The sequence below is a fragment of the Bradyrhizobium sp. in8p8 genome (assembly GCF_000426845.1).
In the GTDB taxonomy this organism is placed as follows: Bacteria; Pseudomonadota; Alphaproteobacteria; order Rhizobiales; family Xanthobacteraceae; genus Bradyrhizobium; species Bradyrhizobium japonicum_C.
The window spans coordinates 43,158-60,574 of the sequence record NZ_AUGD01000024.1; the positions used below are offsets into that span (position 1 = coordinate 43,158).

The 17,417-nt window shown below is 64.7% G+C and carries 15 protein-coding genes; 5 read left to right on the forward strand and 10 right to left on the reverse strand.

Annotated elements, in window-relative coordinates; all coding sequences use genetic code 11:
• The first annotated feature begins 69 nt into the window (after positions 1 to 69).
• The gene (locus K408_RS0133490) at positions 70 to 1,494 is read left to right on the forward strand and encodes a hypothetical protein (RefSeq protein WP_024342925.1); all 1,425 of its coding nucleotides are present in this window, start codon (positions 70 to 72) and stop codon (positions 1,492 to 1,494) included.
• A 43-nt stretch (positions 1,495 to 1,537) separates the two neighbouring features.
• Here the strand turns inward: K408_RS0133490 and K408_RS0133495 are convergent, their stop codons facing one another.
• On the reverse strand, positions 1,538 to 1,897 hold the full coding sequence (locus tag K408_RS0133495) for a hypothetical protein (protein ID WP_028146112.1): 360 nt from the start codon (positions 1,895 to 1,897) through the stop codon (positions 1,538 to 1,540).
• A gap of 143 nt (positions 1,898 to 2,040) precedes the next feature.
• Between K408_RS0133495 and K408_RS0133500 the strand changes: the two genes are divergently transcribed.
• The gene (locus K408_RS0133500) at positions 2,041 to 2,424 is read left to right on the forward strand and encodes a VOC family protein (protein WP_024342923.1); all 384 of its coding nucleotides are present in this window, start codon (positions 2,041 to 2,043) and stop codon (positions 2,422 to 2,424) included.
• Here the strand turns inward: K408_RS0133500 and K408_RS0133505 are convergent.
• The gene (locus K408_RS0133505; RefSeq protein WP_024342922.1) at positions 2,417 to 2,860 is read right to left on the reverse strand and encodes an RbsD/FucU family protein; all 444 of its coding nucleotides are present in this window, start codon (positions 2,858 to 2,860) and stop codon (positions 2,417 to 2,419) included. The two genes, K408_RS0133500 and K408_RS0133505, sit on opposite strands and share 8 nt — an antisense overlap.
• 165 nt (positions 2,861 to 3,025) lie before the next feature.
• Between K408_RS0133505 and K408_RS0133510 the strand changes: the two genes are divergently transcribed.
• On the forward strand, positions 3,026 to 4,849 hold the full coding sequence (locus K408_RS0133510; RefSeq protein WP_024342921.1) for a caspase family protein: 1,824 nt from the start codon (positions 3,026 to 3,028) through the stop codon (positions 4,847 to 4,849).
• A 288-nt stretch (positions 4,850 to 5,137) separates the two neighbouring features.
• On the opposite strand, the gene K408_RS0133520 is transcribed toward K408_RS0133510, so the two are convergent.
• The 4 genes from K408_RS0133520 to thiD all read right to left on the reverse strand — a co-directional run bounded on the left by K408_RS0133520 (position 5,138) and on the right by thiD (position 9,071).
• The gene (locus tag K408_RS0133520) at positions 5,138 to 6,121 is read right to left on the reverse strand and encodes a threonine/serine dehydratase family protein (RefSeq protein WP_024342920.1); all 984 of its coding nucleotides are present in this window, start codon (positions 6,119 to 6,121) and stop codon (positions 5,138 to 5,140) included.
• Between the two features lie 65 nt (positions 6,122 to 6,186).
• Positions 6,187 to 7,230, reverse strand: coding sequence for a glycosyltransferase family 4 protein (locus tag K408_RS0133525; protein ID WP_024342919.1), 1,044 nt, complete (start codon positions 7,228 to 7,230; stop codon positions 6,187 to 6,189).
• 13 nt (positions 7,231 to 7,243) lie between these two features.
• Positions 7,244 to 8,056, reverse strand: coding sequence for a UDP-2,3-diacylglucosamine diphosphatase (locus K408_RS0133530; RefSeq protein ID WP_024342918.1), 813 nt, complete (start codon positions 8,054 to 8,056; stop codon positions 7,244 to 7,246).
• 214 nt (positions 8,057 to 8,270) lie between these two features.
• On the reverse strand, positions 8,271 to 9,071 hold the full coding sequence (thiD, locus tag K408_RS0133535; RefSeq protein WP_024342917.1) for a bifunctional hydroxymethylpyrimidine kinase/phosphomethylpyrimidine kinase: 801 nt from the start codon (positions 9,069 to 9,071) through the stop codon (positions 8,271 to 8,273).
• 349 nt (positions 9,072 to 9,420) lie between these two features.
• Here thiD and K408_RS0133540 point away from each other — a divergent pair, with 349 nt between their 5' ends.
• Both K408_RS0133540 and K408_RS0133545 read left to right on the forward strand, forming a co-directional pair.
• On the forward strand, positions 9,421 to 11,364 hold the full coding sequence (locus K408_RS0133540; RefSeq protein WP_245269090.1) for a PAS domain S-box protein: 1,944 nt from the start codon (positions 9,421 to 9,423) through the stop codon (positions 11,362 to 11,364).
• Between the two features lie 106 nt (positions 11,365 to 11,470).
• Entirely contained in the window at positions 11,471 to 11,716 is a 246-nt protein-coding gene (locus tag K408_RS0133545; RefSeq protein WP_018642903.1) for an Lrp/AsnC ligand binding domain-containing protein, read from the forward strand.
• A gap of 10 nt (positions 11,717 to 11,726) precedes the next feature.
• Here the strand turns inward: K408_RS0133545 and K408_RS0133550 are convergent, their stop codons facing one another.
• The 4 genes from K408_RS0133550 to K408_RS0133565 form a co-directional block, all read right to left on the reverse strand.
• Positions 11,727 to 12,653 (reverse strand): c-type cytochrome, encoded by a 927-nt coding sequence (locus tag K408_RS0133550; protein ID WP_024342915.1) that lies wholly within the window; start codon positions 12,651 to 12,653, stop codon positions 11,727 to 11,729.
• Between the two features lie 186 nt (positions 12,654 to 12,839).
• The gene (locus tag K408_RS0133555) at positions 12,840 to 14,123 is read right to left on the reverse strand and encodes a cystathionine gamma-synthase family protein (RefSeq protein WP_024342914.1); all 1,284 of its coding nucleotides are present in this window, start codon (positions 14,121 to 14,123) and stop codon (positions 12,840 to 12,842) included.
• 314 nt (positions 14,124 to 14,437) lie between these two features.
• On the reverse strand, positions 14,438 to 14,884 hold the full coding sequence (locus tag K408_RS0133560; protein ID WP_024342913.1) for a c-type cytochrome: 447 nt from the start codon (positions 14,882 to 14,884) through the stop codon (positions 14,438 to 14,440).
• 157 nt (positions 14,885 to 15,041) lie between these two features.
• A complete protein-coding gene (locus K408_RS0133565; RefSeq protein ID WP_024342912.1) occupies positions 15,042 to 17,351 on the reverse strand; it encodes a xanthine dehydrogenase family protein molybdopterin-binding subunit in 2,310 nt (769 codons plus the stop codon).
• Positions 17,352 to 17,417: the final 66 nt, after the last annotated feature.

Sequence of the window (17,417 nt, forward strand, 5' to 3'; positions counted from 1 at the left end):
AATTGCGATTCGGTCGATATCGTGGTGATCGTTACAGTAACGCGCGGTGATTTGCGCGACGAGATTGTCATGGCCAACGAAGCATTCGCCCTCTCGCCCATGTCTGCCCGCGCGGCCGAGCCGAACGAGCAGGATTACGACGCGATCCGCGAAGCCTTCATGGAGACCGCGCGCGGCCGCTGGTTCCTTGGCGAATATGCCAAGCGCAACCGCAATGCCGACACGCGCATGGTGCTCGATGCGGTCGCGAAGATCGAGGAAACCCTGGCGGCACAGCGCCAACCCGTCGTCGAGGACCGCCTGCCCGAGGCGCTGGTCGAGATACGCCGCGCGATCGGCGAGGCTGAGACGATCGCGATCGCGGCGTCCAATCCCGCGGCGATCGAGGCCAGCCTCGCGCCGATACCGCGCGGCGTGCGCATCATCAAGGAGATCTCCTGGCGCTGGCGCGAGATCGGCGCCGACGGGCGGATCTGCGATCTCATTGATTCGCAGCTCGCCTCGATCGAGGCTGCCTGCGGCCAGCTGTCGACCATCGATCCCCGCCTCGAGCTCAAGGCGGCCTTCGATCTGCTGAGGGATCGGGTCGAGCAGCTTGGCGGCGACGCTACGCCGCAGGCCGCATCTTCTGCGCGGGCTCCGGAGCAGGAGCCGCCGTCATCCATCGCAGAAAGCGCGCCTGTTGAGACGGCCCCTGTGGCGATGGCCAGCGAAGCTCCCGTGGCTTTTACGGAGATGCAGGAGGAGATCGCAGCAGCTCCCGACGTCGAAGCAGCTGGCGTCGCGGAAACTGCCGCCGTTGCCGATCAGGCAACGGACGCGGCCGTCGCGCCGGAGATCGTCGCCGAAAGCCAGCTCGGTCTTGCAAGAGCCGCTATGGACAACGTCGCTCCCGACGGTGCCGCGCTTGAGGACGCCTCGCTTGAAGAGCCGGCGATTGAACCGCCGGCCGTCTTGACGGAGGCAATCGACGCGGTCGCATTCGACGCGGCAGCGGAAGCCGAGGACGAAGCCATCCTCGACGCCATCGCGCTGGAGATGGCCGCGCCCGATCCTGACTTCGACGAGATCATCGAACCGGTCGAGATGGTCGCGCCAACGCCGGAACCGATTGCGGCGGAGGTTGCAACACCCGTTGCCGCCGCACTGCCGGAGCCGATCGCGCCAGAGCCAGTCGTCGCAGCAGCCGCGGAGGAGCCCGCGGACGCGCCGATCGCGATGGAATCGCTCGCGCGCCTGACCGACGCCATTGCGGAGGCCGCGGCCGAGATGGAGCAGCCGGCCCCGGCCATGGCGGCGGCGGCGTCATTCGCCGCAGCACCGACCGCGACGCTGCCGATGCCCTCGCCGCTGCCAGCGTCTTTGCCCGAACCGTCGCTCGGCGCCACCATCCTCGCCAGCGGCATTCTGCAAAAACCCCGCGCGCCAGCCAACGACCCGCTCGCCCCGATCCGCCGCATGACCCAGGCCGAGAAGATCGCGTTCTTCTCGTAACGGACGTCCGCTCTCGACGGATCCGCCGCAGCGCGCTACCCGATCATCCGCAATTCCAGATCGGTCCAATCGGCGTTCGCGTCCAGCACGGACCGAAACTGCCGCCATTGTAGCGTCCGCCGTTGAAGCCTGGCCGGCCGAAATAATGCCACTCGCCGTTCCATCGGTAATATTGCGGAACCGGGTCGATGTACCAGTGACGCCGGTCGGCGCGCGACATGCGCCGCATCGCGTCCTTCTGTTTGTAGAGCGGAATGCTGTTGCTCAGCGGCTGGCGATAGCCCGGCAGGAAGCCGTAGCCCTTCCAGACCGGCTTGGGGCGCTTTTGCGCGGGCTCCGCGGGCGCAACGGCCGGCAGCAACGACAGGATGACAGCAACGAATAGACACAAAGGGCGAGACATGGATCGAGAATAGACAGGCGGTTGAGAGAAGGCCACCCAAATTCGAGTGCGAGGCCTTTCGCCGCTTCTGCTCAAGGACCTGTCTCGATAGGCTGGCAAGGCACAGCACGAGCTGTGAGGACGTCTGCAAGTGGAATGAACCCATGTCTGAGCTCCCGCGCGTCGGCGCCTTCGCGATCATTCCGAACAACGATCTTCCCGCGGCGATTCCGTTCTGGGAGCGCCTTGGCTTCGCACGCACCGGCGGCGACGCCGGCTATGTCATCATGAGCGGCTGGGGATGCGAGGTGCATCTCACGCAAGCTGGCGACGGCCCATGGCGAGTGCCGCAGCATAATCCTTTCGGCATTTTCATTCGCACGCCAGACGTCGAGGCGATCGCCGCACGCGTCGAAGATCTGATCATCCGTCCGGGCGGCGTGCTGCGCCACCGCGAATGGGGCATGTACGAAGTGGGCATCAACGGCCCTGACGGCCTATTGGTCCGAATCGGCTGGCCTTCGGAGCTGATGCGCCGCGCTAGCTGATGACTCCCTTCCTGATCAGGAAGCAGCCGTAGCCCCTGCTGTCTCCCACCTGCACCACGCCGAAGGCCGCAGCCGCCGCGCGATAGAAATCCGTGCGTGAGAGCTTGCCGGGCGCGACGGCGCGTCCGGCCCCACGTTCGATCTCGGCCAGCACCGCGCGCTGCACCTCGGGCACGCGCTCGGGGTCATCGACTGGCATCATCACGCGGACCGGATCGGGATCGAAATCGTCGAGCGGAAAGAGTGTCATGATGGCCCGGACAGCCGTCTCCATCTGCAGGCCCGGCAACTGGATCAGGCGCTGCGACGATGTGCTCTGCGCGATGCGGGCCGCAGGATGGTTGGCGTCGACGACCGCGAGATCGTCGCCGTGGCCCATGGCGGCGAGCAGCCAAAGGAGGTCGGGCGTGAGGACCGGATCGATCGATTTCAGCATGTGACGAACTCACCTCCCAATCGGTCGTTCACCATAGCAGGTTCGCGGCGTGATTCAGATCACGCATGCCAGCATGGTGATAGGGATCACGGACGATAGACTCGAACGCAGCCAGGCTTGCTCGCAACCAATCTCGCATCGAGATGAGTGCCAAAGGAGCACGCCATGTTCCGCCTAAAGCCTTTCCTGACGACGGTTAGCCTGATGGGGAGCCTGTTGGGCTTCGCCTGTGGGCCTGTTTCCGCGCAAGTCGCCCCGGTCCAGCCGGCTCCCACCGCGCTGCAGGGCCCGGAGCAGCGGGTCGCCTTGGTCATCGGCAATGCGAACTACCAGAACGCGCCGCAGCTTGCGAACCCCGACGACGACGCCCAATCGATGGCCCAGTTCCTGAACTCGGCCGGCTTCGAAGTGGTCGCAGCGACCGACCTGACCCAAAACGACATGCTGCGCGTCGTCCAGGATTTCTCCGCCAAGGTCGCATCGCGAGGTCCGAACACGGTGGCGATGGTCTATTACGCCGGTCACGGCGTGCAGCTCGCCGGCGAGAATTACCTCGTCCCCGTGGACGCGAAAGTGTCCAACCCCACCGATCTCGTCAACAATTCGGTGCGCCTCGTCGACGTGATGTCGACGCTGGAGACGATCCCGAGCCGGATGCGCATCGTCATTCTCGATGCATGCCGCAACAATCCCTTCCCTGAGGTCAACGATGCCGGCCGCGGCCTGGCCATCGTCGATGCGCCGAACGGCTCGATCGTCGGCTACTCGACTGCCCCCGGCGCAGAAGCGCTCGACGGCACGGGCGGCCACAGCCCGTACACGCAGGCGTTCCTGAACGTCGCACGCGAGCCCAACGTGCCGATCGAGCAGCTGTTCAAGCGTGTGCGGCTGCAGGTGAACCAGACGACCAGCGGTGCGCAGATCCCGTGGGAGAGCTCCTCGCTGACCTCAGACTTCACCTTCTTCGGCGACACCGCCGTTGCCGCCAATCGTGCGCCGGTGAAGGCGCCGGTGGTGCAGATGGCGTCCAACCTGCCGAGCCGCTCGACCCGCCAGGCCTATGACTACGTCGTGTCCGAAGGCCGGCCGGAATATTATCAGGAGTTCATCAGGATGTACCCGCACGACCCGCTGTGCGACCACGTCCGCTGGCTGCTCAACAATATCCTGATCTCGCAGGCCTGGCACAAGGCGGTGCTCGCCAATTCGCCGGTCGCCTATAAGAGCTTCTATGACAGCTATGGCAACAGCCCCTATGCACAGATCGCGCTGAAGCTGCAGGCGCAGCCGAAGCAGATCCCCCTGATGCAGGCGACCAAGTTCCTGGCTCCCCAGAGCATTGCCCCGACCTTCAAGATCGGCAATCTGGGCCAGCCCAAATACATGCCGCTGATGCAGCAGGGCAATGGCGGCGCGCAGATGGGTGGCAACCTGCCGCTGGTGCAGAAGCCGGTCGACGGCAGCGTCATCGCCAAGCCCGGCAATGGCGGCCCGATCGTCGGGCTGCCCTCGGGCAACAACCAGCCCAACCAGCACAACGGCGCGCCGACGCAGACCCCAGGCAAGATCGTCACGCTCCCTGCACCGACCAACACGACCAACGGCAAGGTCGGCATTGGTAAGATCTTGACGCTGCCCGCGACCAACAATCCGCACGGCGGCAACAAAACCGGCAATGCCAACGGCACGACGAACGGCTCGCCGGGCAAGATCGCGACCATGCCGGTGCATGGCGGCAAGGGTGGCACGAAGATCGATGTGAGGCCCGTTCGGACGCAGAACCACCCGATCCGCATCAACAATGGCAACACCGGCATCGTGAAGCCCAACAACAATCCGGTGAGCAAGGTGCAGGTGCTGAACAACCGTCCGCAGCTCAACACGATGCCGAGCCGCATGGTCAGCAGCAACAACAACTTCCGCCAGTCGATGAACCAGGCGCCGAGCATGAGTGGCGGCAGCAACCGCCGCGGCGGCTTCATGCGCTGATTGCTGCGATGAAGAAGGTGCGCTCCCTCCCCCGCTTGCGGGGGAGAGTTGGGGAGAGGATCTTTCCGCAACCGGACGACCCCAAGAGGAAAAGCCCTCTCCCGGCGCTGCGTGCCGACCTCTCCCGCAAGCGGGAGAGGTCGCACTAAGCAAGCGGATAGTTCGAACCAACAAACGAAGGGCAGAGCGGTGACGCTCTGCCCCTTTCTCATATCAGTCCTTACACGCCGTCAGTCCGGGAAGCGCCGACAGGCGCAGGCCCGGATCCTTCAAAAGCCCTGACGACGACTAGGCCACCAGCTCGGCGAACAGATCCGCGTCGACATTGCCGCCGGAGAGCACGATGACGACGTTCTTGCCTGAGACGTCGAGACGTCCGGCGAGCAGCGCGGCAAGGCCGACGGCACCGCCGGGCTCGACGACCAGCTTGAGCTCGCGATAGGCGAACGCAACGGCAGCACCGACTTCCTTGTCCGATGCAGTGACGCCACGCGCGAGCAGCTTGCTGTTGATCGCGAACGTCATCTCGCCGGGCATCAGTGCCATCAACGCATCGCAGATGGTGCGGCCCGCCGGGGGATGCGGCTCGCGGTGGCCCGCGGTCAACGAAATACCGTGGTCATCGAAGGATTCAGGTTCGGCCACTACGATCTCGGCTTGCGGATAGCGGGCCTTGACGGCGGTGGCGACGCCCGCGATCAGGCCGCCGCCGGAGGCCGGCGCCACCACGATGTCGGGGCTGAGGCCGAGGGCTGCCATGTCTTCCGCGATCTCGCGGCCGGCTGTACCCTGCCCTGCGATCACGAAGGGATCGTCATAGGGCTTGACCAGCGTCGCACCGCGCTTCTCGGCGATACCGCGTGAGATCGCCTCGCGATCGTCGCGGTCGCGATCGTACAGCACGACCTCGGCGCCGTAGGACTTGGTGCGCTCGCGCTTCGACAGCGGCGCATCCGCCGGCATCACGATGGTGGCCTGCATCTCGAGGATCTTTGCCGCGGCCGCCACGCCCTGGGCGTGATTGCCGGAGGAGAACGCAACGACGCCGCCGGCGCGCTTGTCGTGCGGGATCGAGAACACCTTGTTGAAGGCACCGCGGAACTTGAACGAGCCGGTGCGCTGAAGCATCTCCGGCTTCAGGAACACTTTTGCGCCGACACGCTCGTTGAGCACGGGAAAGGACAACAGCGGGGTGCGGATGGCATAAGGCGCGATCACGCGCGCTGCGGCGTCGATATCGGCAGGGCCGACGGGGAGGAGCTGTTCGGTCATGGTGGAATGTTATCGCGGCCCATGAAGGCCGGGCAAGACACCTCCGCGCGAGGTTCCTTCCTGATCTAGGCGACGAAACGCGGCCGTTCCGCGCCGCTCCGGCCCGGCAGCACCGCCCCGACGGCCTGAATGCTGTCGATGAAGACCCGCGCAGAGACCTCCCAGGTGTACTTGGCGGCGAACTCGACGCAGTCCTGCCGGGAGATCTCGAGCGCGGCAAAGCATGCATTGCGTAGATCGTGATCGAGCGCGCCGACCGGCGCATCGCCGATCACGTCGCGGGGCCCCTTCACCGGGAAGGCCGCAACCGGCAGGCCGCTGGCGAGCGCCTCCAGCAGCACCAGGCCGAATGTATCGGTCTTGCTTGGGAACACGAACACGTCGGCGGCCGCATAGATATCCGCGAGGTCCTCGCCGTGCTTCTCGCCGAGGAAGATCGCGTCGGGATAGGCCTCTTCCAGCGAGCCGCGCGCCGGGCCGTCGCCGACGACGACCTTGGTTCCGGGCAGGTCGAGGTCGAGGAAGGCCTCGAGGTTCTTCTCCACAGCCACCCGGCCGACCGAGAGAAACACCGGTGCCGGCAGACAGAGATCGACGGCGCGGGGATGGAACAAGCCGGTGTCGACACCGCGCGGCCACAGCACGACATTCTCGAACCCGCGCTCGCTGAGTTCGCGCGCCAGTGCCGGCGTTGCCGCCATCACGGCACGGCTGGGCTCGTGGAAGCGGCGCAGCGCACGCCAGATCAGCGAGCCAGGCACGGGCACGCGGGCACGGACATATTCGGGGAAGCGGGTATGGAAGCTGGTCGTGAACGGCAGCTTGCGCTGGCGGCAATAGCGGCGGACCATCAGTCCGATCGGCCCTTCCGTCGCAATGTGGATGCTGTCGGGGCGCGCCTCCTCGATCAGCTTTGCGATCCGGGCCGGGCGTGGCATCGCGAGCCGCACGTCGCGATAGGTCGGCATCGCGAAGGTGCGGAACGATTGCGGCGTCAGGAACGTGAGGTCGACGTCGAGGCCTCTGGCGGCGTCGGCCAGCTTGGTCAGCGTCCGAACGACACCGTTGACTTGAGGGTGCCAGGCATCGGTCGCGACCAGGATGCGCATCATGTGGTCCTTGTCATGCGGCTCTCGCCGCGACCTGCGGGACGACTGCCGGCCTCTGCAAATGATCCGCCCAGGTGATGATCTCGAAATGGCCGTCGTCATGCTCGACCAGGGCCGTGCAGCTCTCGACCCAGTCGCCGCAATTCATGTAGCGAATGCCGGCCTCGTCGCGGATCACGGCGTAGTGGATGTGGCCGCATATCACGCCGTCGGCGTCGTAGCGGCGTGCTTCGGCCGCGAGCGCCTGCTCGAACGCGCCGATATAGTTGACGGCGTTCTTGACCTTCTGCTTGGCCCATTGCGACAGCGACCAATAAGGCACGCCGAACAGGCGGCGGAAGAAGTTGACCAGGCGATTCATCTGGATCGCGAAGTCGTAGGCCCTGTCGCCGAGATGAGCGAGCCAGCGCGCGTTCTGCACCACCAGATCGAAGATGTCGCCGTGGATGACGAGATAGCGCTTGCCGTCCACGCCGGTGTGCACCGTGTTCTCGACCACGTCGATGCCGCCGAAATGGGTGCCGTAATAGTTGCGCAGGAACTCGTCGTGATTGCCGGGAATGTAGATGACCTTGGCGCCCTTGCGCGCCTTGCGCAACAGCTTCTGGACCAGGTCGTTGTGCGATTGCGGCCAGTGCCAGCTCGATTTCAGCGCCCAGCCGTCGACGATGTCGCCGACGAGGTAGATCGTGTCGGCATCGTGGTAGCGAAGGAAATCAAGCAGAAGATCGGCTTGAGAACCGCGGGCTCCGAGATGGACGTCGGAGATGAACAACGTGCGAAAGCGCCGCTCCTGGCTTTCGTCACTCACATCGTAACTTCCCATGCGCCAGCCTGTAACAATGTCCCGTGACAGGGGGATGACCGGTGAACCCTCGAGGCCCCTCAGATTCGAATCAAGTTCCGCCTCGCCCTCCCCGCGAATATCAGTCGCATGCGACAATCAGGCGACATGGGGTCGCAGCGGGCGCCCATGGAGGGCACCGGGTGCCGGTGAAACTGCGGCCGCGCACCCCCCGTCCCCATTCGGACGGCCCGCGTCAGTAGAACCTGTGGAAATGGTGGACCGGCCCGTGGCCATGACCGACGCTGAAGCGGTCGGCGGCCTCGATCGCGGCGCTGATCCAGGACTTGGCATTGCGCACGGCACGCTCGAGATCTTCGCCCTTGGCGAGACCTGCCGCGATGGCCGACGACAGTGAGCATCCGGTGCCATGGGTATTGCGGGTGGCGACCCGGGGGGCCGCCAGCGCGATGGTGTTGTTCGCATCGACCAGATAGTCGATGCTCTCGGCGCCCTCGCCGTGCCCGCCCTTGATCAGAACGGCGCGGCAGCCGAGCGCCAGCAGGCGACGGCCCTGGCTTTCGATCTCGGCTTCGCTCGTTGCAACAACCTCGTCGAGCAGCGCCGCGGCTTCCGGCAGGTTCGGCGTGATCACCGAGGCCAAGGGTATCAGTCCCGTGCGCAGGGCATCGACGGCCTCGGCGGCGAGCAGGCGGTCGCCGGAGGTCGCCACCATGACGGGATCGAGCACGACGTGCCGCGGCGCCAAGCGCGACAGCGCGGCGGCGATGGCGTCGATGCTGGCGACCTGGGCCACCATGCCGATCTTCACCGCGCCAATCTCGAGGTCGGCGAACACGGCGTCGATCTGCGCGGTGACGAAGTCGGCGGGAACCGCGTGAATCCCGCTCACGCCGCGCGTGTTCTGTGCCGTCAGCGCGGTAATCACGGAGGCGCCGTAAACGCCGAGCGCGGCAAATGTCTTGAGGTCGGCCTGGATGCCGGCGCCGCCGCTCGAATCCGAGCCGGCGATAGTGAGGGCGACCGGGGTCGTCATGGCCGGATACACATGCTGGAGGACATCGCCATGGCCTGTCCTAGCGCGACCGTGGAACGCCAGCAAGCCACGCCAAGCCGCCCGCCGTCGTGATTCGCGAGGGCGATGCCACCCAGCGGATCAGTCGGGCACAGCGCGGCGCCCGCAATGATGCGGGCTTGAAAATGCGTCGCGCCGGGCCCTTGGTATAGTCTCAAACCTTAGCGTGCTTCGCCGATTGCATGAGACGTCAGGTGGTGGAACCGTCGAGTGACGCCGATTGCGCGCCGCTCCGGCCCGCGAGCCACCTGAAACAGGAACTTGGGGTGGAACGATGTGGGCCTTTTTCGAACGTCTCCTCGACTCGTCCATGCTGTCGCCGCACGGCATCTGCCTGCTGTGGGACCCGGAGTTGATCTGGCTCCACGTCGTTTCCGACGCCTGCATTGCCGCTGCCTATTTCTCGATTCCGTTTGCCCTCGCGATACTGGTCATCAAGCGCCGGGACCTCAAGTTCGGCTGGGTCTACTGGGCGTTCGCGATCTTCATCATGGCTTGCGGCCTCAGCCATGTGCTGTCGATCTACACGCTCTGGGTTCCGGTCTATGGCGTCGAGGGCATGGTCAAGGCGGCCACGGCGGTCGCGTCGGTCTTCACCGCCGCCGCGCTCTGGCCACTGCTGCCGAGGGTCCTGACCATTCCATCACCGTTCGAGCTTCGGCAGGTCAAGGCGGCGCTCGAGGAAGAGGAGATCAAGAGCCGCGACGCCGCGCTCCTGCTTCAGCAAGTCAGCGACGCCCAACGCGCGCTGCGCGCCAGTGTCGCGCGCCTCACCGCGATCGTGGAGACCGCGGTTGACGGTGTCATCCTGTTCGATGCGCATGACCGTATCCTGCTGTTCAATCCGGCCTGCGAGCGCTTGTTCGGCTACCGCGCCGACGAGGTGATGAACCGGAACGTCTCCATGCTGATGCCAGAGGCGGAAGCAACGCCCGACAGCCGCGCGAGACATTTCGCGACCGGCGGCGAGGCCATCGCCCGGCGTAAGGATGGCTCGACCTTTCCGATGGACCTCTCGGTGGGCCAGGCCAGGCAGGACGGCGAACTGATCTTCGTCGGCATCGTCCACGACCTGACCGCGCGCAAGCTGACCGAGCAGCAGCTTCAGCAGGCGCAGAAGATGGAGACGGTCGGCCAGCTCTCCGGCGGTATCGCGCACGACTTCAACAATCTCCTGACCGTGATCATCGGCAATGCCGAGCACCTCGGCGAGCAGCTCAAGGAGCGGCCGGAGCTGCGGCGCTTTGCCGACGACATCTGCCAGTCAGGGGAGCGCGGCGCCGAGCTGACGCAGCGGCTGCTCGCATTCAGCCGCCGCCAGCTGCTCCAGCCTCAATCGCTTGACTGCCGGAGCCTGCTCGATTCCATGTTCAAGCTGCTCAAGCGAACGTTGCGCGAAAACATCGAGATCAGGACGACCTCCGGACACGGCACGGTCCTCGCCTTTGCCGACCGCAGCCAGCTCGAATCCGCCGTGCTGAATCTCGCGCTCAACGCGCAGGATGCCATGCCATCAGGGGGACATCTGACGCTGAGCACGGAGTTGGCTGCGATCGACGACGATTACCGTGCCCTCCATCCCGAAGTCGTACCCGGCAGCTACGCTTTGATCTCGGTCGCCGACGACGGCGAAGGCATGACGCCTGATGTCATCGAACGCGCCTTCGAGCCCTTCTTCACCACCAAGGAGGTCGGCAAGGGCTCGGGCCTCGGCCTCAGCATGGTCTACGGCTTCGCAAAGCAATCAGGCGGCCATGTCTCGATCTACAGCGAGGCGGGCCTCGGGACTACGGTCAGGATCTACCTGCCTCGCGCCAGCACCGGACAATCACACGTCGATCTTCCCGAAGGCGAGGACACGGCGCCGCGAGGCTACGAGACGATCCTGATCGTCGAGGACGATCCGTTCGTCCGCTCCTCCGTCATTCGCAGGGTGGAAGCTCTCGGATATCGCGTCGTTGCCGCGGTCAACGGCAAGGATGCCCTGCAGCAGCTGCGGAGCGATCCCAGCATCGACCTGCTGTTCACTGACATCGTGATGCCCGGTGGCATGAGCGGCTGGGAGCTCGCCGATCAGGCGCGGCGGATTCGTCCCGGTCTGCCGGTCCTTTTCACCTCCGGCTACGCGCTGGAGACCCTGGTCGAGCAGGGCCGCGCGCAGGCGCAAGCGATCGTGCTGATCAAGCCCTACCGCAAGATCGAGCTTGCCCAGCGGATCAGGGACGCATTGGCCGTGGCAGCCGTTGCCACCTAGCCAAGCTCGAGCTCGCATCTGGCGGCTTGTGCCGTCGGCCCGCCGCTTGCTAAATCCGGCCGGGTTTGGCCTATTGGCCGCCAGGTAGGCTTTCGGAGTGCTCGCGATGGTTCCCTTCTTCGTTCAGATCAAGTGCAAGCTCGGCCAGTCTTATACGGTGGCCAATGCGCTTGCCGAGGCCGAGATCGCCTCCGAGATCTACTCCACGGCCGGCCAGTACGACCTCCTGGTGAAGTTCTACGTCGACAAGGACACCGACATCGGTCATTTCGTCAACGAGAAGGTGCAGGTGCTGCCGGGCATCCAGGACACCCTCACCATTATCACCTTCAAGGCGTTCGGCACCGGCTAGCGCTGCCGCCCTAGCTACCCTCCTTGCGTGCCGGCCGGGGCGGCCCCTCCGCCGGCGGCAGCGACTTGAGATACTCCGCTATCGCCGTAAGGTCCGCGTCCGGCAATTGCGAGGTATTCTTGATCACACGCGTCATCGAACCGCCGACGCTGTCGCCATCCGGCAGTTCGCCGGTCTTCAGGAAATAGGCGAGGTCCTTCACGCTCCACTCGCCAAGGCGCTTCTGGGTGATGTTCGGCACCCATCCCTCGCCTTCAGGATTAGGACCGCCGGCAAAGCGCTGGCTTGCGATGATGCCGCCCAGCGCATTGCGCGGGCTGTGGCACTCGGCGCAATGGCCAAAGCTGTTGACGAGATAGGCGCCGCGATTCCATTGCGGCGACTTGCTACCGTCGGCAACGAATGGCCTGTCGTCCATGAACAGGCGTTTCCAGATCCCGACATTGCGGCGGATGTGAAAGGGAAAGCCGAGGTCGTGGTCGCGCACCTTGCCCGCAACCGCCGGCAGCGTTTTCAGATAGGCAAAGAGATCCAGCACGTCCTCGCGCCTGGCGTGCTGATAGGAGGTGTAGGGAAACGATGGAAAGTAGTGCTGCCCGGACGGCGAGACGCCATACATCACCGCGTTGACGAAATCCGCCTCCGTCCATTTGCCGATGCCGTCGTTCGGATCCGGCGAGATGTTCGGCGCGTGGAACGTTCCGAACGGCGACTTGATCGCAACGCCCCCGCCGAGCCTCAGACGGTCGGGCTGATTGGGAACGGCGTGGCAGGACGCGCAGCCACCGGCGTTGAACATCACCTCGCCATTGGCGAGATCAGGCGTGCGCGAGGGCGTGGCGCTCGCGGCCGCGACCACCGGCGCGCTGAGCCACCAATAGACGCCGGCAGCGGCAATCGCAGCGAGGAGCACCACCAGAATTGTTCGTTGCAACATGCGGCTCGTTCACTCGTTGCGGGCGCACTTATTCCGATCTCGTCGTGGCTCCAGCGCGAAGAACTCAGCTCGCCCTGGCCGGGAACGGGAATAGACTGAAATACGGTCTCTTGGAAGGCGGTCCGAACGGGTTCGGCGCGGAGAATGTCACGAACGACACCGCCCTCTGAGCGCGTTCGATTGCGCTCAAGCGGCGTTCAGCGCCTGTGTGAGATCTGCGATCAGGTCCGATGCGTTCTCGATGCCGATCGACAGCCGGATCGTGGAATCCAGAACGCCGATTTTGCGGCGGATGTCGGCGGGAACGCCGGAATGGGTCATAGTCGCAGGCAGGCTCGCCAGCGATTCGGTTCCGCCAAGGCTCACCGCCAGTTTGAGGATCTGCAACGCATTGAGGAATTTGACTGCCGCTTCCTTGCCGCCGGCGATGTCGAAGGAGAAGGTGGATCCCGCCCCCAGGCATTGTCTCGTGAATACACGTCCGGCCGGCGAACCCTCCTCGTGATGACCGAGGTAATGGACCTTTGCCACCTTCGGGTGCTCGCGCAGGAAGTCCGCCACGAGGCGTGCATTGACGTTGGCCTTCTCCATCCGCAGGCTCAGCGTCTCGAGCGAGCGGTTGATCATCCAGCAGGAATGCGGATCGAGCTGCGTGCCGATCGCGCCCCGCAGCGCCTTGACGCCCTTCATGATCGCCTTCGAGCCGAGCGCTGCACCCGCGATCAGGTCGGAATGACCGCCGACATATTTGGTCAACGAGTACAGTGAGAGATCTGCGCCGTGCTCGATCGGCCGCTGAAACACCGGTCCGAGCAGCGTATTGTCGCAGGCGATGATCGGTGTGTGTCCCTGCGCCTTTCCGATCGCGTCGGCGACGCGGCGGATCATTGCGATGTCCACGAGGCCGTTGGTGGGATTGGCGGGCGTCTCGATCAGGATCATAGAAACCCGCCCCTTGCCCATGGCGTCCTCCGACGCCTGCTTGACTGCCGCCTCATCGATACCGTCGGCAAAACCGACGGCGCCGATCGACAGGCGCGCAAGCGTGTTCGTCAACAGGGTTTCCGTTCCGCCATAGAGCGGCTGCGAGTGCAGGATGACGTCGCCGGGGCGAACGAACGCCAGGATCGTGGTTGCGATGGCCGCCATGCCGGAGGAGAACAGCGCACAACTCTCGGTCCGCTCGTAGATCGCGAGCCTGTCCTCGACGATTTCGCTGTTTGGATGATTGAAGCGCGAATAGACGAGGCCCGCGCCCATGCCTTCGGGCGGCTCGCGGCGGCCCGCGACGTAGTCGAAGAAATCCTGACCATCCTCGGCCGTCTTGAACACGAAGGTGGAGGTCAGGAATACCGGCGGCTTGATGGCGCCTTCCGACAATTGCGGATCATAGCCATAGGTCAGCATCAAGGTCTCAGGATGCAGCATATGGTTGCCGATGTGGGTCTTCGAGGGGAACGGTTTCGCCATGGCCTGTCTCGCTTGTCCTGATGGAGGTGATCGCCGCGGGTTGGAACTCCTGACGTCACGAGGCAGTCGGGAAGGAGGCGTGCCGACTCGCATCAACGCCACGGCCGTTGCTGCGAAGATAACTGCTCGGACGGCGGTCCGTCAGACCTTGCAGACGGAAAAAGAGCGGCTGCTTTCGCAACCGCCCCTTCTCGATTCCGATAGCCGGCTGATCCCGGTAGCCCGGATGAGCGGAGCGCAATCCGGGACGAACTATCAACTCGGATGCCCCCCGGATTTCGCTTGCGCTCCATCCGGGCTACAAAGCTTCCGCCTCAGCCGTTCTTGATGCGGTAGGTCTCGTGGCAGCCGCCGCATTCCCGGCCGATGGCAGGCATCGTTGCCTTGAGCGAATCGAGGTCCTTGATCTTGGTCTTGGCTTCGCCGACGACCTTGGCAAAACTCGCGATTTTCGCATCGAAGCCGGCTTTGTCCTCCCAGACCTTGGACGAGGGCGAGTAATCACCATCGAGCTTCACGCCCTTGGCGCTGGCCGGAAACAGGTTCGGCAGCTTCTTGGCCGTAACCTCGAACTGCGCGAGCGCGCTGTCCACCGTGGCCTGGTCGTAGGGCTTCTCGCCCTTGACCATCGCCGACATCGCCCCGGCGTTCTTGCCGTTGCCCTTCATCAGGCTCTGGACCTCCTTGACGGAGTCCTGTTGCGCCCAAACGGCGCCCATGCCGAGCAACAGCGCGCCCCCAACGACCAACACTTGCTTCATTCGCAACATCCCTTCTCCTGATGCAGGACCGTGCCGACCCCTCAATGGACCAACACCGCCCGGCAGATTTCATTCCATCCAAAGCGCGGCGGCGGATCGTCACGCATTGGATCGCTGTCGAACATGGTGTCCCGAACTTTCCGCGTTTGATTGGGGATCACAGGCTGTGACGGCGATGGTGCTCGTGGATTGCGATCCACACCCGCTCCGGAGTGGCCGGCATGTCGATGTGGTCGATCTTGTATTCGCGCCAGAGCGCATCGACGATGGCGTTGACGACGGCCGGACAGGAGCCGATCGCCCCGGCTTCGCCTGCCCCCTTCACTCCCATCGGATTGGTCTTGCAGGGGATGTTGTTGGTCTCGAACACGAAAGCCGGCCCGTCCGCCGCGCGCGGCAGCGCGTAGTCCATGAAGGTTGCGGTGATGAGCTGGCCGTCTGTGGCGCCATACACCACCTGCTCCATCAGCGCCTGACCGATGCCCTGCATGGCGCCGCCATGCACCTGTCCGGCCAGAAGCAGCGGATTGAGCGTCTTGCCGAAGTCGTCGACGATCACATAGTTGACGATCTTGATGATGCCGGTGGCCGGATCGATCTCGACTTCCGCGACATGGGTGCCGTTGGGATAGGTGCCGTCGGCGCTGGCGAACGTCGCGCTGCCGTTGAGCTTCGACGGATCCACGCCGGGCCGCTTGGCGAGATCGGCGAAGGAGATTGAGCGGTCGGTACCGGCGATGCGGATCACGCCTTCGGAGATTTCGAGGTCGCCGGCGCTCGCTTCCAGCGCCTGCGCCGCAATCTCCTTCAGCCTCGAACCGAGTTCGCGCGTGGCGCGTTCGACGCTGACGCCGCCCGAGGGGATCGAAGCGGAGCCGCCGGTCCCGAGACCGGTCGCGATCTCGTCGGTGTCGCCCTGGTGGATATGGACGCGCTCGGGCGCAACGCCGAACTGCTCGGCGACGATCTGCGCATAGGCGGTCTGGTGACCCTGCCCGCTCGACTGCGTGCCGATCAGCACGGTGACGTCGCCATTGGGATCGAGCCGCACATTCGCGGTCTCCTCGCCCATGGTGCCACACACCTCGACATAGCTCGCAAGGCCGATGCCGCGGATCAGGCCATGCTTCTTGGCGAGTTTCGCGCGCTTGGGAAATTCCTTCCACTCGGCGATCTCCATCGCGCGCTTCAGATGCGCGGCGAAGTCGCCGGAATCGTAGACCTTGCCGGTCGCGGTCTTGTACGGCAGAGCCTTCGGCTGGATGAAGTTCTTGCGGCGGATCGCGTCCGGCGTCATGTCGAGCTTTCGCGCGCAGGCATCAACCAGACGTTCGATCACATAGGCGGCCTCCGGCCGGCCCGCGCCGCGATAGGCATCGACCGGCACGCTGTTGGTGAAGATAGTGCGCACCCGGCAGTGGAATGCCTGAATGTCGTAAAGCCCCGGCAGCATGCCGGCGCCCCCATGCGGGATGTAGGGCCCGAAGGTCGACAGATACGCGCCCATGTCGCCCATCAGGTCGCAGTCCATCGCCAGAAACTTGCCGTCCTCGGCCAGCGCCATCTTCGCGGTGGTGACATTGTCGCGCCCCTGCGCGTCGCCCATGAAATGCTCGGTGCGATCGGCCGCCCACTTCACCGCCTTCTTCAGCTGCCGCGCCGCGACCGCCATCAGGGCGTATTCCCGGTACGGAAACAGTTTCGTGCCAAAACCGCCGCCCACGTCGGGGCAGATCACCCGCATCTTGTCGGTGGGGATGTTGAGCACGTTCTGGCAAAGGATGTCGCGCAGCCGATGGCTGCCCTGGCTGCCGACCGTCAGCGTCAGATGGTCACTCTTGGCGTCGTATTCGCACACCGCCGCGCGCGTCTCTAGGAAGCTTGCGACGACGCGCGGATTGACGATCGAGATCTCGGCCACCGCATGCGCCTTGGCGAAGGCAGCTTCCGTCGCCGCCTTGTCGCCGATCGAGACGTCGAACAGCACGTTGCCCGGCTTGTCCGGCCAGACCTGCGGCGCGCCCTTTTTCACGGCGTTGACGACGCCGGTCACAGCCGGCAGCGGGCTCCATTTGACCTCGATCGCCTCGATCGCGTCGCGTGCCTGATCGATGGTCTCGGCGACCACGAAGGCAATGGCATCGCCGACATGGCGCACCTCGTCCTTGGCCAGGATCGGGTAAGGCGGGCCGGTGAACGGATCGGTCTCAAGATTGAACAGGCACGGCAGATTGCCGAGATCCTTGACGTCCTCGGCGGTCAGGATCAGCGCGACGCCCGGCAAGCTGCGTGCGCGGCTCGCATCGATGGTGTATGTGGCATGCGCATGCGGCGAGCGCAGCACCAGGCAGCGAAGCGCGGCCTGCGGCGCAAAATCATCGGTGTAGCGGCCCTTGCCGCGGATGAGCGCGTCATCCTCCTTGCGCAGCACGCTTTGGCCAACGCCGAACTTGATGGGAGCCGCCATTTTCTGTTCCCGTTCTCATGGTTGTTTTGTGGGCCATATTGCCGTGGAAAAACTGGCAAGGCAAAC

Coding starts and splice junctions, on each gene's coding strand:
- K408_RS0133490 (WP_024342925.1), top strand. CDS start 70: ATGGCCAACGAAGCATTCGCCCTCTCGCCCATGTCTGCCCGCGCGGCC.
- K408_RS0133555 (WP_024342914.1), bottom strand. CDS start 14,123: ATGGCGAAACCGTTCCCCTCGAAGACCCACATCGGCAACCATATGCTG.
- K408_RS0133565 (WP_024342912.1), bottom strand. CDS start 17,351: ATGGCGGCTCCCATCAAGTTCGGCGTTGGCCAAAGCGTGCTGCGCAAG.
- K408_RS0133500 (WP_024342923.1), top strand. CDS start 2,041: ATGTCTGAGCTCCCGCGCGTCGGCGCCTTCGCGATCATTCCGAACAAC.
- K408_RS0133545 (WP_018642903.1), top strand. CDS start 11,471: ATGGTTCCCTTCTTCGTTCAGATCAAGTGCAAGCTCGGCCAGTCTTAT.
- K408_RS0133520 (WP_024342920.1), bottom strand. CDS start 6,121: ATGACCGAACAGCTCCTCCCCGTCGGCCCTGCCGATATCGACGCCGCA.
- K408_RS0133550 (WP_024342915.1), bottom strand. CDS start 12,653: ATGTTGCAACGAACAATTCTGGTGGTGCTCCTCGCTGCGATTGCCGCT.
- K408_RS0133530 (WP_024342918.1), bottom strand. CDS start 8,056: ATGGGAAGTTACGATGTGAGTGACGAAAGCCAGGAGCGGCGCTTTCGC.
- K408_RS0133560 (WP_024342913.1), bottom strand. CDS start 14,884: ATGAAGCAAGTGTTGGTCGTTGGGGGCGCGCTGTTGCTCGGCATGGGC.
- K408_RS0133525 (WP_024342919.1), bottom strand. CDS start 7,230: ATGCGCATCCTGGTCGCGACCGATGCCTGGCACCCTCAAGTCAACGGT.
- K408_RS0133505 (WP_024342922.1), bottom strand. CDS start 2,860: ATGCTGAAATCGATCGATCCGGTCCTCACGCCCGACCTCCTTTGGCTG.
- K408_RS0133510 (WP_024342921.1), top strand. CDS start 3,026: ATGTTCCGCCTAAAGCCTTTCCTGACGACGGTTAGCCTGATGGGGAGC.
- K408_RS0133495 (WP_028146112.1), bottom strand. CDS start 1,897: ATGTCTCGCCCTTTGTGTCTATTCGTTGCTGTCATCCTGTCGTTGCTG.
- thiD (WP_024342917.1), bottom strand. CDS start 9,071: ATGACGACCCCGGTCGCCCTCACTATCGCCGGCTCGGATTCGAGCGGC.
- K408_RS0133540 (WP_245269090.1), top strand. CDS start 9,421: ATGCTGTCGCCGCACGGCATCTGCCTGCTGTGGGACCCGGAGTTGATC.